The organism is Thiomicrorhabdus hydrogeniphila, from assembly GCF_054656895.1.
In genome coordinates this window covers 2,583,840-2,599,930 of the sequence record NZ_BAAHXL010000001.1, presented here as the reverse complement: position 1 = coordinate 2,599,930, position 16,091 = coordinate 2,583,840, and the positions used below count along the sequence as shown (strand labels likewise).

At 38.8% G+C, this 16,091-nt stretch carries 16 protein-coding genes; 9 read left to right on the top strand and 7 right to left on the bottom strand.

From position 1 onward, the window contains the following. The first annotated feature begins 67 nt into the window (after positions 1-67). The 7 genes from rpsM to ACYQ0E_RS11660 all read left to right on the top strand — a co-directional run bounded on the left by rpsM (position 68) and on the right by ACYQ0E_RS11660 (position 4,430). Positions 68-424, top strand: coding sequence for a 30S ribosomal protein S13 (gene rpsM, locus ACYQ0E_RS11690; RefSeq protein WP_460188405.1), 357 nt, complete (start codon positions 68-70; stop codon positions 422-424). 21 nt (positions 425-445) lie between these two features. After that, entirely contained in the window at positions 446-841 is a 396-nt protein-coding gene (rpsK, locus tag ACYQ0E_RS11685) for a 30S ribosomal protein S11 (protein WP_460188404.1), read from the top strand. Between the two features lie 14 nt (positions 842-855). Continuing rightward, positions 856-1,476, top strand: coding sequence for a 30S ribosomal protein S4 (rpsD, locus tag ACYQ0E_RS11680; RefSeq protein WP_460188403.1), 621 nt, complete (start codon positions 856-858; stop codon positions 1,474-1,476). A gap of 29 nt (positions 1,477-1,505) precedes the next feature. After that, positions 1,506-2,486 carry a DNA-directed RNA polymerase subunit alpha gene (locus tag ACYQ0E_RS11675; RefSeq protein ID WP_460188402.1) on the top strand — a complete coding sequence of 327 codons (981 nt, stop codon included), beginning with the start codon at positions 1,506-1,508 and terminating at the stop codon, positions 2,484-2,486. 16 nt (positions 2,487-2,502) lie between these two features. After that, positions 2,503-2,883, top strand: coding sequence for a 50S ribosomal protein L17 (rplQ, locus tag ACYQ0E_RS11670; RefSeq protein ID WP_040726345.1), 381 nt, complete (start codon positions 2,503-2,505; stop codon positions 2,881-2,883). Between the two features lie 82 nt (positions 2,884-2,965). Next, complete coding sequence (locus ACYQ0E_RS11665; RefSeq protein ID WP_460188401.1) at positions 2,966-3,697, top strand: TatD family hydrolase; 732 nt, start codon at positions 2,966-2,968, stop codon at positions 3,695-3,697. 4 nt (positions 3,698-3,701) lie between these two features. Beyond that, on the top strand, positions 3,702-4,430 hold the full coding sequence (locus ACYQ0E_RS11660) for a tRNA threonylcarbamoyladenosine dehydratase (RefSeq protein WP_460188400.1): 729 nt from the start codon (positions 3,702-3,704) through the stop codon (positions 4,428-4,430). A gap of 66 nt (positions 4,431-4,496) precedes the next feature. Here ACYQ0E_RS11660 and ACYQ0E_RS11655 read toward each other — a convergent pair whose 3' ends face one another. The 4 genes from ACYQ0E_RS11655 to ACYQ0E_RS11640 form a co-directional block, all read right to left on the bottom strand. Further along, the gene (locus ACYQ0E_RS11655) at positions 4,497-5,348 is read right to left on the bottom strand and encodes a DUF2927 domain-containing protein (protein ID WP_460188399.1); all 852 of its coding nucleotides are present in this window, start codon (positions 5,346-5,348) and stop codon (positions 4,497-4,499) included. A gap of 80 nt (positions 5,349-5,428) precedes the next feature. Next, positions 5,429-6,376: an IS110 family RNA-guided transposase gene (locus ACYQ0E_RS11650; protein WP_460188398.1), complete on the bottom strand. Its 948-nt coding sequence runs from the start codon at positions 6,374-6,376 to the stop codon at positions 5,429-5,431. Between the two features lie 269 nt (positions 6,377-6,645). Then, on the bottom strand, positions 6,646-9,450 hold the full coding sequence (uvrA, locus tag ACYQ0E_RS11645; protein ID WP_460188397.1) for an excinuclease ABC subunit UvrA: 2,805 nt from the start codon (positions 9,448-9,450) through the stop codon (positions 6,646-6,648). Between the two features lie 274 nt (positions 9,451-9,724). Continuing rightward, complete coding sequence (locus tag ACYQ0E_RS11640; protein WP_460188396.1) at positions 9,725-10,438, bottom strand: SIMPL domain-containing protein; 714 nt, start codon at positions 10,436-10,438, stop codon at positions 9,725-9,727. A gap of 516 nt (positions 10,439-10,954) precedes the next feature. On the opposite strand from ACYQ0E_RS11640, the gene ACYQ0E_RS11635 reads away from it, so the two are divergent. Together ACYQ0E_RS11635 and ssb are read left to right on the top strand one after the other, a co-directional pair. After that, complete coding sequence (locus ACYQ0E_RS11635; RefSeq protein ID WP_460188395.1) at positions 10,955-12,334, top strand: MFS transporter; 1,380 nt, start codon at positions 10,955-10,957, stop codon at positions 12,332-12,334. 52 nt (positions 12,335-12,386) lie between these two features. Then, positions 12,387-12,986: a single-stranded DNA-binding protein gene (gene ssb, locus ACYQ0E_RS11630; protein WP_460188394.1), complete on the top strand. Its 600-nt coding sequence runs from the start codon at positions 12,387-12,389 to the stop codon at positions 12,984-12,986. Between the two features lie 91 nt (positions 12,987-13,077). Here the strand turns inward: ssb and ACYQ0E_RS11625 are convergent, their stop codons facing one another. The 3 genes from ACYQ0E_RS11625 to ACYQ0E_RS11615 form a co-directional block, all read right to left on the bottom strand. Then, entirely contained in the window at positions 13,078-13,878 is an 801-nt protein-coding gene (locus ACYQ0E_RS11625; RefSeq protein ID WP_460188393.1) for an SDR family NAD(P)-dependent oxidoreductase, read from the bottom strand. Positions 13,879-14,162: 284 nt separating this feature from the next. Further along, positions 14,163-14,873, bottom strand: a complete 711-nt coding sequence (locus ACYQ0E_RS11620; RefSeq protein WP_460188392.1) for an LLM class flavin-dependent oxidoreductase — start codon at positions 14,871-14,873, stop codon at positions 14,163-14,165. A gap of 3 nt (positions 14,874-14,876) precedes the next feature. Beyond that, the gene (locus tag ACYQ0E_RS11615; RefSeq protein WP_460188391.1) at positions 14,877-15,917 is read right to left on the bottom strand and encodes a zinc-binding alcohol dehydrogenase family protein; all 1,041 of its coding nucleotides are present in this window, start codon (positions 15,915-15,917) and stop codon (positions 14,877-14,879) included. Positions 15,918-16,091 lie beyond the last annotated feature (174 nt).

The window sequence follows — 16,091 nt, the reverse complement described above, 5'->3', positions numbered from 1 at the left end:
GGTATTTAGGTTGAAAGACGTGTATAATTGCCCGTTTTTCAGTAGATGGAATTAAAGGGAGCGCAAAATGGCTCGTATTGCCGGCGTAAACATTCCAGTTAACAAGCACATTGTTATTGGATTGACTTCGATCTACGGGATTGGTTCTACTTCAGCTAAAACTATATGTGAAGCTGTAAAATTGGATCCGACCACGAAGGTTCGAGAACTAACTGAAGAACAGTTAGAAGCACTTCGTTCAGAAGTTACAAATTATAAAATTGAAGGTGATCTTCGTCGTGAAGTATCTATGAACATTAAGCGATTAATGGACATGGGTTGCTACCGTGGAATTCGTCACCGTCGTAGTCTGCCTTTACGTGGACAACGTACAAAAACTAATGCACGTACTCGTAAGGGTCCTATCAGACCTATTAAGAGATAACGCATAATTGCGAGATTAGATATGGCAAAAGCTAAAGCAAATTCGCGTGTTAAAAAGAAAGTAAAACAGGTTGTAACGGACGCCGTTGCACACGTTCACGCTAGTTTCAACAACACAATTGTGACAATCACAGATCGTCAAGGTAATGCACTTTGCTGGGCAACATCTGGTGGTAGTGGATTCCGTGGTTCTCGTAAGAGTACTCCATTCGCTGCCCAGGTGGCTGCAGAGCGAGCTGGTCAAATGGCTCACGACTACGGTGTTAAGAACATGGATGTATTGGTTAAAGGTCCTGGACCTGGCCGTGATTCAGCTGTTCGTGGTTTACATAGTGCAGGTTTCAAAATTACATCTATTGCTGATGTAACTCCGATTCCTCACAATGGTTGCCGTCCACCTAAGAAACGTCGCGTTTAATATTTGAGGTTAACATGGCTAGATATATTGGTCCAAAGTGTAAACTTGCTCGTCGTGAAGGTACAGATCTTTTCCTTAAGAGCGGTGTTCGTAGCATCGAATCTAAGTGTAAAATTGATCAGTTACCAGGTCAACACGGAGCAGGACGTAAGCGCGTAACAGAATACGGCTTACAGTTACGTGAAAAACAAAAAGTACGTCGTATGTACGGTGTACTTGAAAAGAAATTCCGCCTTTATTATAAAGAAGCGGATCGTCGTAAGGGTTCAACAGGTGTTAACTTGTTACAAATCCTTGAGAGCCGTCTAGATAACGTTGTTTATCGTATGGGCTTTGCTTCTACTCGTTCTGAAGCACGCCAATTGGTATCTCACAAGGCAATTTTAGTTAATGGTCAGTCAGTAAATATTCCTTCTTTTGAGGTTTCTGCTGGTGACATCGTTGCTATTAGAGAGAAATCTCGTAACCAAACTCGCATCGCGACTGCATTAGATTTAAATGCACAAGCGGGAGCAGTTAGCTGGGTTGAAGTTAACAAGACTGCATTTGAAGGTACATTTAAAAATGTTCCTGATCGTTCAGATCTATCTGCTGATATTTCAGAAAACTTAATTGTTGAGCTTTACTCTAAGTAAACTTTGAATTGATACGGAGATAACTTCGAATGCAAGAGATGTTAGAACAGTTGTTAACACCGCGTTTAGTTGATATTGATAGAAAGACACCATTTCATAGTCGTGTGACTCTAGAACCACTTGAACGTGGTTTTGGACACACATTAGGAAATGCATTACGTCGCATTCTATTATCATCTATGCCTGGTGCTGCTATTGTAGAAGCCCAAATTGATGGTGTTTTACACGAATACTCTTCAATTGAAGGTGTAAGAGAAGATGTTTTAGAAATTCTTTTAAACCTAAAAGAAGTTGCAGTGAAACTTAATGCCAGTGATGGCGCTGAGTTAACGCTGAACAAAAAAGGTCCTGCTGTTGTACGCGCTTCGGATATTGTGTTAAATCACGATACTGAAATCGCGAACCCTGATCATGTGATTGCACATGTTTCTGAAGGTGCAGAATTGAATATGACAATCAAAGTAGCGAGAGGCATGGGTTACCAAGCTGCTCCAACTGCTAAAGATTCACAAATTGGTGTGCTTCGTTTAGACGCTAGTTTTAGTCCTGTTCATACAGTAAGTTATGAAGTTCAGAACGCTCGTGTTGAACAGCGTACTGACCTAGACAAGTTAATTCTTGACGTAGTAACTGACGGTACTTTAGATCCTGAAGATGCAATCAAACAAGCAGCAACGGTTCTTCATTATCAGCTTAATGCTTTTGTTGATCTTAAGCATAAAGAAGTTATTGCACCGGAAGAAGAAGAGAACGAATTTGATCCTATCTTCTTGCAGCCTGTTGATGATCTTGAGTTAACAGTTCGTTCAGCTAACTGTTTAAAAGCAGAACAAATTTATTACATTGGTGACCTAGTACAGAGAGCTGAACCTCACTTACTTAAAACACCAAACTTAGGTAAAAAATCTCTACAAGAAATCAAAGATGTTCTTGCTCAGAGAGGTCTAAGCCTAGGTACTAAGTTAGAAAACTGGCCGCCAGCAAGTTTGGTAAGTAAAGAGTCAGCTTAATTATAAGGAAGCTATCATGCGTCATGGTAAGACAGGTCGTAAGTTAAATCGTAACAGCTCGCACCGTAAGGCAATGTTTAAAAACATGTCTGCTTCACTTATCGAACACGAAGTGATTCGTACTACGGTTGCTAAGGCTAAGGAACTTCGCGGAGTTGCTGAACCTTTAATCACGTTGGCTAAAAATGACAGCGTACATAACCGTCGTACTGCGTTTGCACGTTTAGGCGATAAAGCAGCAGTTGGTAAATTATTCAGTGAACTTGGTCCTCGTTACCAAGCTCGTCCAGGTGGGTATATCCGCATTTTAAAATGTGGTTTCCGTCCTGGTGATAATGCACCAATGGCGATTGTTGAATTAGTTGACCGTCCGGTTGCTGATTCAGCTGCTGAGTAATCAGATTTAAAAGCCCGCTTTATGCGGGCTTTTTTATAGCTATTAAAACGAAATTCTTCGTTTACTTTTCTAAAGTTTCTGTATGTTCGACACGCACTGTCACTTAAATTCTTATTACGATAATTCCACTTCTTTTCCTCAATCTGATAATTCATATTTAGCGGTATCTACTCAACTAAATGATTGGGCTCCTACTTTAGATTTTGCAGTTAAACATAACGGTATTTATCCTGCTTTAGGCATACATCCGTGGTTTGTTAATGATTCTTATCATGTTGATTTATTGGTTCTAAAAAGTTTACTTTTAAAATCAAAAATCGCAGCTTTGGGTGAGATTGGTTTAGATTTTAAAGATGAATTTAAGAATACTAAATTGATTCAGTTAGATTGTTTTGAAGCACAGTTACAATTAGCACAACATCATAATTTACCCGTTTCACTCCATTGTATTAAAGCGCATAATGACATGCTGTCGCTTCTTAAATCTTATAACGTCACAGGTGTGATTCATGGTTTAGGAAGTAGTGTTCAAATCGCCCAGCAGTATGTTGATTTAGGCTTTAAATTTGGTGTGAATGGTGTAACTGTACGTGATAATGCAAATCGCTATCACGAGCTTGTAAGGACCTTTGGATTAAAACATATTGTTTTAGAAACTGACTATCCTAATATCAATTTACCAGGCCTGGTAAATTGCCAATTATCGGATATTAATAACGTTGCCCAAAAAGTTTCTACTTTATTGAATATTTCAATTGAAGACGTGATTAAGCAAACCGATTATAATTCTTTTCAATTATTTAATAAGAACTGATTTTATGACAAATGCCCTATATGAAAGAAGCCTGTTAGTTTTTGATGAAACAGGGGTTCAAAACTTAATAAATTCACATGTACTTGTTGCTGGTGTAGGTGGTGTTGGAGGTTTTGTGATTGAGGCTTTAGCCCGTGCAGGGGTTGGTGAACTTACAATTATTGATCACGATTCTGTTTCGGCATCTAATAAAAATAGACAAATTATTGCTCTTAATTCAAATTTAGGCCAAAACAAAACGTTGGTTATGGCTGACCGTATTGCAGATATTAATCCAGATTGTAAAGTAAATACAGTGCAACAATTTTTAAAACCTGATGATATGGATCCTTTATTAAAAAAGGGTGATTTTGATTATGTAGTGGATGCGATAGACAGTCTTAATTGTAAAGCTAATTTGGTGATTACGGCTGTTCAAAACCAAGTACCAGTCGTATCGAGTATGGGAGCAGGACGCAGAATTGATCCCAGTAAAATTGAGCTTGCAGATATTTCTAAAACGCACGGCTGTGCCTTAGCGCGTAATATGCGTCAACGTTTAAAAAAGCAGGGCATAAAAAAAGGCGTTATGACTGTATTTTCTACCGAACTCCCAAAAGATCCTGGCCCTATGGAAGAGATTGAAGGTGCTCGTGGTCGTGTTGTAAATGGTACGGCCAGTTATATGCCTGGTATCTTTGGATTAATGCTTGCAGGGTATGTTATTTCTGACATTGCTAATAAGAAGTCTTAATTAAATTTAACTTTTACCAGGCCTGGTAAAAGTGGTTTTTTTGTGTGATTTAGTAATGAGCAATGATTAATTAACAGCTTGATACAAACCTGTTGAGTTTACTGTTTGGGCAGCTTTTTTTACTGCACCGTTATCAATCAGTCGTTTAATTTCTTTTTTAAGTATTTTACGGCTCTGTTTTTCAGGCATTCCAGCTTTTATTTCTGGGTTATAAAGCAGTTTTAATAGAATGTAATCTAGACCAGTTAGCAACTCTATTTTACTGTCGTCATTGGCAATACTGGGGTTTACCCAGCTTGCATCATTGGGCAAGCCTAACACTTGCGTTGTTTCTTCTACCACACATGAAACTAATAAACCCCGGCTATAATCATGATCCACAGGCAGAATGACATCGGCATGCGTTATTTCATTATGATTATTGGTTTTAAAGTTTCCCATGCATTGGCTATCACGCTGAATATTTTTAACTTTAGATTGGGTATAGCGGCGTATAACTTCACCGTAATGTTTATCTATAGTGAGATAAATTAAAAAGTTTGCTTTTGTTACTTTGGTTGCAAGCTTTATATCCAAACCAGTGATATCTGCTAGGTGTTTAAGGTGAATAGTAAATAAATTTTCTACTAATTTATTTGGCTTAAGATATTTGTATTTAAATTGATAACGAATGGGATGTTGCCATTTTAAAATACGTTGTTGTGTTTTTTTATATTCATTTTTAAGCGCAATCTCTTCAAATGATTTAAGAATATATTGCGGGTTTTGCCAGGCGGTATAAGAGTGATGACGGGCATCACTTTGTTCAGGCTGTGCTTGAGCGAGTGAGCCAAAAAAGCAAAGGAATACGCTAAGCAGCTTAAAAGCGGATTGTTTTGAATTTAGCGTAAATGCTTTTGTGCAATTTATCCATTTCATATTTGCTTTTGCTCACAAAGTATAACCAGCCATATATAACCAGCGATAGGATTACCAGATACTGTGTTCAACATTAGTTGTCAAGCACAGTTCTTATATTCTGGATCAAAAGGTTTGCCGTGCTTTAATACGGCAAACACAATATGAATAAGTTTTCTCATTATTGCCACCACTCTTTTCTTTCCTTTTACGCCGTTGGCTTTTAACCGTTCTGAAAAACGCTTAATGACAGGGTTATGCTGAATGGCACTTAATGCTGGCATATACAATGCCTTTCTGAGTTCGGCATCGCCCATTTTAGACATTTTTGAGGTGTTTAATGAGCTACCTGACTGACGAATTAACGGAGCAAGTCCCATAAAACTGGCCATGTGCTTGGCTTTGTCAAAATACTTTATATCACGAATTCCAATTAACAACCGAGTGGCGGTGGCTTCAGCAATACCAGGTATGGTTTCGAGTAGCTTAACTTGGCTCAGCAATTCATCGTCTGAGCGTAAGCACTTTTTTATTTTGGTTTCAATTTTTTTAAGTTGTTGATTCAAATGCGCAATCTGTTCTTGTTCAAACTCTTGAATCTCTAACTCTAGACTGCTACCCATTTGATTTTTAAGTTGAATCTCTTGTTTTATTAGTAGAGATTGTACTCTGTGCCATTCTTGCAGTTTACGCAACGTTGGCGACGGTGGTTGCCATGGTTTTGGTCGTTGTGTCATGGCAAAGTCAGCAATAAGCTTGGCATCTTCTTTATCGGTCTTGGTTCGATTCAGTTGCGATTGTGCATATCGCTTGATTCGGGTTGGGTTAACGACACTGACGGCTATCTTTTGTTCATAAAGCGCCAGGGCTAAGCCGAGTGAGTATTTGCCTGTGGCTTCCATGACAATGGCACAATCTTGATTAGGTAGCCATTGGATTAGGGCTTTATAGCCAAGTTCATCATTTAAAAAGCGTTTAACATCGTTTGTTTGAGCAATAGCGACATCAAAGTATTCTTTTCCTATATCAACACCAATATATGTTGTCATAATTTACCACCTTTATGTTTTGTGATAAGGTAATTATTGCTTGGTAAAATCACACTATGAGCAGACTAACCTTATGAATACAGGCTAAACGACGGTTTGCCTAAGATACTGTTCAGTTTATAGTGTGTGGGGATAAAGGTCTTAATCTGATAACCTGGATCACTTCGGTGTCCTTGGCCTGGTAACAAGATCTCTTTATCCCTTTACTAAGCGTCCCTAGTAAATTCTCCATTTCTGAAGAACACTTTCAACATATAAGGCCTGGTAAATTACAGCATGTTTTTTAAATAGTACCCAGTATGAGACTCTTTACAAGCCGCAATGGTTTCTGGTGTACCTGTGACCACAATGGTTCCACCGCCAGAACCGCCTTCTGGGCCTAAATCAACGATCCAATCGGCAATTTTAATGACATCTAAATTATGTTCAATAATCACTATGGTGTTGCCTTGGTCACGTAGATGGCGAATCACTTTTAACAGTAATTCAATATCATGAAAATGCAGACCGGTTGTGGGTTCATCCAAAATATACAGCGTATTGCCGGTATCTCGTTTAGACAATTCTTTAGCTAATTTAACACGCTGTGCTTCACCACCAGAAAGTGTGGTCGCACTTTGACCCAGTTTAATGTAACCAAGACCAACTTCCATCAACATTTGCAGTTTGCGAGATAACACGGGAATAACATCAAAAAAGGCGCGGGCGTCTTCAACTGTCATCTCTAAAATTTCATGAATGTTTTTACCTTTGTACTGCACTTGCAAGGTTTCTCGATTATAGCGCGCACCGTTACAAACATCACAAGGTACATAAACGTCAGGTAAAAAGTGCATTTCTACTTTTAATACACCATCACCTTGGCAAGCCTCACAACGTCCACCTTTAACGTTAAAACTAAAACGGCCAGGATTATAGCCGCGCGCACGTGACTCTGGTGTTGCGGCCAATAGTTCACGGATGGGTGTGAATAACCCTGTATAAGTGGCTGGATTAGAACGCGGTGTACGGCCAATAGCGGATTGGTCAATGTTGACTGATTTATCAAAATGTTCCATACCCGATAACTTTGTATAAGGAGCAGGTGAGTGTTGAGCTTTATTTAACTCATTAGCAGCAAGTTTAGATAAAGTGCCGTTAATTAACGTTGATTTACCTGAACCTGAAACCCCGGTTACACAGGTTAATAAACCAGCAGGAATTTTTAAGGTAACATCTTGCAGATTGTTACCGCTTGCTCCTTCAACAGTCAGCCATTTATCATTTGGTTGTAGGCGTTCGCCTGGTACTTCAATTTTACGTGTACCTTTTAAAAATTGCCCCGTTAATGAGTTAGGGTTATCCATAACTTCTTGCGGTGTACCTTCAGCCATGATGCGACCACCATGAATACCGGCACCTGGGCCAATATCTAATACATAGTCGGCGGCACGTATGGCATCTTCATCATGTTCAACCACTATTACGGTATTGCCTAAATCTCTTAAGTGGGTAAGGGTGGCTAAGAGGCGATCATTATCACGTTGATGTAATCCAATAGAAGGTTCATCAAGCACATACATTACACCAACTAAACCAGCTCCAATTTGGCTGGCTAAACGAATACGTTGAGCTTCACCACCAGAGAGCGTGTCGGCACTGCGGTTAAGGCTTAAATAATTTAAGCCAACATTGACTAAAAAGGTTAAACGGTCATGCACTTCTTTAATGATTTTACTGGCAATCTCACCTTTTGCACCTTGTAAGCTAAGCGTGCCAAAGATTTTGTGCAATTCACCAACCGGTAGTTCGGTTAATGAGGGCAGGGTGTAATCACAAATAAAGACATTACGTGCCGCTTCATTTAAACGTGTTCCGTGACAGCTTTTACAAGGTGATGTCACGCGAAATTTATCTAATTCATCACGCACGGCTTTGCTTTCGGTTTCCGCAAAACGGCGTTCCATATTGGGTATCACGCCTTCAAAACGACGAGTGTCACTGTATTTACCATGTGGTAACGGAATTTTTTCTTTACCAGAACCAAAGAGAATGATTTTTTTAAATTTTTCATCTAAGGATTCCCAAGACTCTTCAATGTCAAAGCCGTAGTGGTCAGCGAGTGCTTTGAGTAAATCATAATAATATTTATGGCGGCGATCCCAGCCTCGAATTGCGCCACCAGCCAGGCTTAACTCAGGGTGTGTAATGACTCTTTCTGGGTCAAAACTCTCTTTAATTCCCAAGCCATCACAGGCTGGACAAGCGCCATGAGGATTGTTAAATGAGAAAATACGCGGTTCTAATTCTGGTACCGAATAGCCACAATGCGGGCAGGCAAATTTTTCAGAGAACAGTAAGGCAAAGTCATCGTCCTCATCCATTGGCAATACTTGTGCAATACCATCGGCTAAACGTAATGCCGTTTCAAACGATTCTGCCAAACGCTGTTTAATATCGTCACGCACTTTAAAGCGATCAACAATCACTTCAATATCGTGCTTTTTGTTTTTATCTAGCTCAATCGTGCCGTCTAGTTCTAATACTTTGCCATCAATACGGGCACGTATAAATCCTTGCGCTTGCAATTCATCGAGTAAATTGTGATGTTCACCTTTTTTGCCACGCACAATCGGCGCAATCAGCAAACACTTGGTGCCTTCGGGCAAAGTTAAGGTGTGGTCAACCATTTGGCTAACGGTTTGTGCTTCTAAATCACAGCCGTGAGTCGGGCAACGTGGCGTACCTGCTCTAGCAAACAGCAAACGTAGGTAATCATAAATTTCGGTAACCGTACCTACGGTAGAACGTGGATTGTGAGAGGTTGATTTTTGTTCAATGGATATCGCGGGAGACAGGCCTTCGATATGATCAATATCGGGTTTTTCCATAACGGATAAAAACTGGCGGGCATAGGCCGAAAGAGATTCAACATAACGGCGTTGGCCTTCAGCATAAATGGTATCAAAGGCTAATGAAGATTTACCAGAGCCAGATAGGCCTGTAATCACAATTAGTTTATCGCGTGGCAGGGTAACATCAATGTTTTTTAAGTTATGGGTGCGGGCACCGCGAATAATAATTTCTTCCAACATAGCCTATATCCCTAGATCCATTTAATTTTTAGCAGTCGATTATTATAGCAAGAATATAAAAATGCATACGGGCTTACTTAGTGACGATTGGTAAAAGTAGAATAAAAAAGTGAAATGGAAGTTTAATTTTTACCAGGCCTGGTAAAAATGAAAATGCCCATATTTATTATCTTAAATGATGGGATAAAAATAGGGCATTAAGAGAGGTTTTGGTAATGTTTTGGCTATGTTTTGGTTATGTTTTGTTAGGTTAAAACCATAGCAATGATTAACTTTAATTAGGTAATAAAATCGTGCCAGAAACCGTCACCGTTACTTGGCTTTGCCCAGCTTCTACTACGGGTGCTGCCATTTTAGAGGACATCATTGCTACATCTGCACGAGCATACATGGCACGAGGCATAACGGAGTTTGGTGTGTTGATGTGTGTTTCTAATATTTTAAATGAAGGCGCATTAAAATTATGGGCAATACGCGAAGCTTTATCTCTAAATTGAGTAATCGCTTTATCCGTTAATTGACCTAAAATTTGGTGTTGTAACTCATCAGACACGCCAAACTGCATAGATTGATAAGCTAAATAGGGTTGAATTTTTGCCAATATTTTTACCAGGCCAGGTTTATTTTCTAAAGTAAGCACTAATGTTTGCTGACCACGCCAATGACTAATAACTTGCTTGGTATATACCGGCTGAATATTGTACTGAGATGTTTTCACAATAATATCTGGATAAGGTCTTAAGGCCTTAATGGCGGCTTGCATTTTAATATTAATTTCATTGGCAACAGCTTGTGCTGAAATGCCCTCGGCAACACGATTAAACTGCATAGTAATGGTGTCATTAGGCACGCTTTGGTTTTCTGAAATAGAAAAATAAACCTTGTTTCCCTGTGGTTGAGTGGTGTCAGCAAAAGCAAGGTTCGTTAAATTTAGTAAAAATAGCATGCTAGAAATTAGCAGAGAATTTTTAACGGTTAATAATTTCATTTTTTTATCTCCTTAAGGAATCGTTAAGATACCTTTGATACGCATTGCTCATAAGGTGATTAGCCTGTAAATTAGCGCACGACAAACGTATAAACTGTTCGAGTTGTATAGTTGAACAATATTTCGATTATAACGTCAGTATTTATTAAGTTTGTTATAATTTCGCAGCTTAATGATATAGAGACCTTTGCACGAGACCATGAACACATAAAAACAGTTATAATTCTCTATCTTCAAGCTAAAAAAATCGCCCAATAACTTGTTATTATGCGTATTTTTTAGCCTAAATCTAAAGAATTCTATCTTGTTTTTCTTGTGCCCCTGTCTCGTGAAAAGGTCTCATAGAGAATAATACAAAACGGATTTGAGAATAAATTTACCCAAACATTTTCTAATCAAAGTAAAAAATAAAATATTGGTTCGCTATTGATTCGCGCATTTTGCTTCATTATTTTATTTTGTAAAAGAGTTTCTCGCTAAGCACCCATAAAACCAAAACCTATAGCAGATTAAATCATGAGCCTAGAACAACAAAGTATGACTCCCACTGAAAAACGTGCCGCTTTCTCTGTAGCCGGAATTTTTTCTACCCGAATGTTAGGCCTATTTATGATATTCCCTGTGTTTGCGCTTTTTGCACAGCAGGAATTTAACGGCATAACCGGGTTTCAAATTGGTATTGCAATGGGTATCTACGGATTAACTCAAGCTTTTTTACAAATTCCATACGGCATGTTATCTGATAAATATGGCCGAAAACCACTGATTATCTTTGGTATGTTTATTTTTATGGTTGGCTCAATTGTCTGCGCCATGGCCAATTCTATTGAAATGATGATTATTGGCCGAGCGATCCAAGGTATGGGAGCAGTAGCCGCTGTATTAATGGCCTCGGTAGCAGATTTAGTTTCAGAAAAATTTAGATTAAGAGCCATGTCTATTGTTGGTATGACCATTGGTTTTTCATTTACCTTATCATTAATAGCAGGGCCATTATTAGCAAGCTGGTTTGGTGTAAGGGGTATTTTTTGGACAATTGCAGGACTAGCCGTTATTGGTATGCTACTTGTTAAATATGCTATGCCAGATATCGAAAAACAACATTTTCAACGAGAAGCAGAAGCGGATCCAAGTCAATTTAAAGAAATTCTAAAACACCCACAATTATTGCGTTTAGATTTTGGGGTGTTTGTATTGCATGCCATTCTCACATCTATGTTTGTGGTGTTACCGCTTACGTTAAGAGATTCAGCAGGCCTGGTAGCAACGCAACATTGGGAAATTTATTTACCTGTTATGTTGTTGTCATTTCTATTAATGGTACCTTTTATTATTCAGGCTGAAAGTAAAGGCAGAATGAAAATGGTGTTTGTAGGAGCTATCGCCACCATAACGGTAATGCAATTAGGTTTTGCCTTTGTTACACCTAGTTTTTGGAGCCTATTTCTTTTATTGTTAATTTTCTTTACCGCTTTTAACTTGCTTGAAGCCTCTTTACCATCACTGGTTGTTAAATTATCGCCAGCAGACAAAAAAGGAACCGCCAGCGGCGTGTTTTCTACCAGTCAGTTTTTAGGGGCTGCGTTAGGTGGTGCAATGGGCGGTTATTTTTACCAACACTTTGGGCACGATGGTGTTTTTATCTTTACCGCCGTTATTGGTACTTTATGGACGCTTGCCGCTTTAACTATGGAAAAGCCATTACCGCTTAGTATTGCGTCAGTGCCTATTGAAGATTTAAAACCAGATGAAGCAGAAAGCCTACAAAAAACATTGTTAGCTTACGATGGCATCTATGAAGTGGTAGTATTACCTGATGAAAAACGTGTGTATTTTAAAATAGACCGAAAAGTAGTGGATGAAGTTGCGTTAATTAATTACATTGAGCAACGATAAATTGTAAAATTGACCAAATATAAATTAAATAAGAAACAGAGAGAGCAATACTATGCGTGGTGTGAATAAAGTCATTTTGGTTGGAACCTTAGGTGCAGACCCAGAAGTTAAATATGCGGCAAATGGTAATGCCATTGCAAACCTAAGTGTAGCAACCAGTGAAGAGTGGAATGACAAAAACACTGGGCAAAAACAGCAAAAAACAGAGTGGCACCGTGTTTCTATGTTTGGAAAATTAGCTGAAATTGCAGGCCAGTACCTTAAAAAGGGCTCACAAGTCTATTTAGAAGGTAAATTACAAACTCGTAAATGGCAAGACCAAAATGGTCAAGACCGTTACACGACCGAAGTCGTTTTAAGCGGTTTTGACGGTACCATGCAAATGCTTGGTGGTGGTAATCGCCAAGGTGGTGACGCTTCTTTTGGTGGAGGTAATGATTTTAACCAAGCGCCAATGGGTAACCAAGGTGGTCAAAGAGGTGGACAACCACAAGGTGGTTTCAACCAACAGCCTGCTCAACAGCCAAGACAACAAAATCCAATGGGGCAGCAAAATGTTCCACCAATGGGAGGACAGCAACCAGCACAACCACCACAGCGTGCTCCTGCTTACGCACCAAATGATTTTGATGATGATGATGTACCGTTTTAGGCTAAAACAAAATTAAAAAAGTATAATTATTTAAAGAAACCCGCTTAAACAGCGGGTTTTTTGTATTTAAAATTTGTTGTACGAAAGCTTTTTAACTTAAAAAATCCTCCATACATTCAACTAAATCTTTATTTTTTTGAGGGTCAAGAGCGTCACTATGCGGGGGTGCAAACTGGCCTAAATCGTTATCGAAATATTGTCCAGATTTGTGTTTAAATTCATCAGATAAGCTAGCACGCAACAAAATATCAGAGCCAATATTTATGTCTTTACCAGGCCTGCCAAAACCTTCTTTTACCATTTTGGTCGCCAATAATGAACCCGGGTTAATGGCAATAATGTTTGGGCCTTTATCACCTAATTGTTGCGCCATAAAAAATGACCACATCAATATTGCGAGCTTGCTTTGTGCATAGGCATTAAATTCATCATTAAATTGTTTTTTACCTAGCAGGGCATCTAAGTCAACGGTTGCTTGTGCTGCGGATGATAAGTTAATTACTCTGGCAGTGTTTGCCAATAAAGGTAAAAGCTGCTGTGTGAGTAAATAGGGCGCTAAGGTGTTTACAACAAAACGCCTATCTATACCACTATCTGAAATTGGATGTTTGGTTTTATAAATGCCTGCATTGTTAATCAATACATCCAGTTTATTGTGCTTATTTTTTATAGCTTTTGCTAACTCAATAACGTCTGCTAGTTTTGATAAGTCTGCTAAATAGCTTTCTACCTGGTTGGTATTTGATAATGCATTGAGCGTTTTTTCTACATTGGCTAATTTGGTTGAATTGCGACCATGTATTAATACTTTATGCCCCAAAGAGACTAATGCTTTAGCGGTTTCTAAACCTATACCATCTGTTGCACCTGTAATTAAAATGGTTTGTGACATATTGGTTATCCTGTTTTTATGCAAATTCTGGCAAAAGTCCATCTGCAAGCATTTTGAGGGTATTTTCAGTATTAGCCTGATTAAATCTTAAGTTAATTGCGACGTGGTTAACACCAATTTTTTCTAGGTTTTTTAGGTGTGATTTAAGTGAATGAATACCTAAACGATAACCTAAATGAATAGGTTGTAATGGTGCATTGGAATCTTCAATAAGATCAATGTATAGAGATTGAATTACTGGTTTATTAAAACTGCCAGCGGCTTTGGCACGTGATCTCCATTTATCAATTATCTTGGCTTGAGTGGTTATGTTTCGTGGGTAGGTAATCCAACCATGACCATTTTGTGCTATCCAGTCCGGAGATTGCTGACTGCCTCCTGTAATCAGTAAGGGGGAGTTGGCCTGTTGTTGGTTTGGGTAGCATATCGAGTTGACCGTTTAATTTGCCATAGCTATTTTCAAATTGAGGTTGGTGTTCTGCCATGTGTTGAATATATTTAAAGCTTTCTCTAAAACGTTGACCTCGATCCTCAAAGGGCAAGTTTAATGCAGGATATTCATCTGGCCTATCGCCTGAAGCGACTCCTAAAATAAGCCTACCATTAGAAAGTTCATCAATACTGGTAGCGGCTTTGGCTATGTGCGCAGGGTGGCGCAAAGGCAAGACTAGGCTTGCCACTCCTAATGAAATAGTCTGCGTATATGCAGATAAAAACCCTAAATATACAAAGGGATCAAATAATTGTCCTGCATCACCAAAAGAGGGTACATTAAAAGGTACGTCTCTTAACCACAAAGCACTAAAACCAAGTTGCTCAACAAGTTGAGCACGCTTTAAATGCGCTGTCATAGTTGGTACAGCACTGTTGGCATAGTTTTCAATCGGTACAGTAATTCCAATGGTTAAACGACCTGCTTTAAAGCTATTATTGTAAGCCTTATTAAGTGTTGCGAAGTCGTTTAAACTAAAAGAGTCATTGGGTTGCTTTAGCATGATTTAAAAACCTTCTAAAACCAATTTACCAATAGACTTACCTGTTTCAAGTTCGGTATGTGCTGTTTTTAAGTTGCTTACATTGATTGTTCCTAAGTTTTTACCAAGAGTGGTTTGAATATGACCTGCATCAACCAGCTCCGCAATACGATTTAATAGATGACCTTGTGCATCGATATCTGGGGCATTAAACATTGATCGTGCAAACATAAATTCTATATGCAATGATTGGCTTTTTAATTTTAGCTTTGAAACATCTAATGGAGTACTTGGATCATCTATCATGGCAATTTTTCCAAAGGTTGACAAAAATTCTGGATAACTCTCAAAATAGCTTTCAGTACTGTTTAAAGTGGCAATATGAGTAACTGCTCCAATGCCTTGTGTTTGTACAAGAGATTCAATTTGTGGAGTAAGTGGTTGTGTATGGTCTACTACATAATCCGCTCCCAATTTGGTTACCCATTCTTGCGAACTTGGACGAGAGGCCGTGGCAATAATTGTGGCACCTGTAATCGCTTTGGCTATTTGAATTAAAATAGACCCAACACCGCCAGCGGCACCTACAACTAAAATCACATCATTGCTTTTTTCTGTGGAATCAGGAGACTGTTGTTTGAGATTAAAATGATCAAACAGTATTTCCCATGCAGTAATTGCCGTTAAAGGTAATGCTGCTGCTTCAGTGTTGCTTAAGCTGTTAGGTTTATGACCCACAATACGTTCATCAACTAATTGATATTCTGCGTTGCTACCAGGGCGAGTTAAATCGCCTGCATAAAACACGGCATCACCTACTTTAAACTTAGTGGTATTTTCGCCTACCGCTACAACTTCGCCAACGGCATCCCAACCCAGTATTTTTAATTGACCATCTTCAGGAGGCATTCCTAAACGAACTTTGTAATCAACTGGATTAACGGCAATGGCTTGTACTTTTATTAATAAGTCATTACCTCTTGCAGTAGGTGTTGGTAAATCTAATTCAATTAAGGCATTTGTATCTGTGATAGGTAGTGATTGATTGAAACCAATAGCTTTCATGTTTTTTCTCCAGTTAGAGATCTTTGCACAAGCTAAGAAATGGTTAAAAATCGCCAAAAATCAGAAAGATTATTTCGCATTTTTCCACACATCTCAGTCGTGTAAAGATCTCAGGTTAAATTTTGTCTGTCTGTTATGTATAACGTTGAAAGAATCATAACGGTTGATTACAAT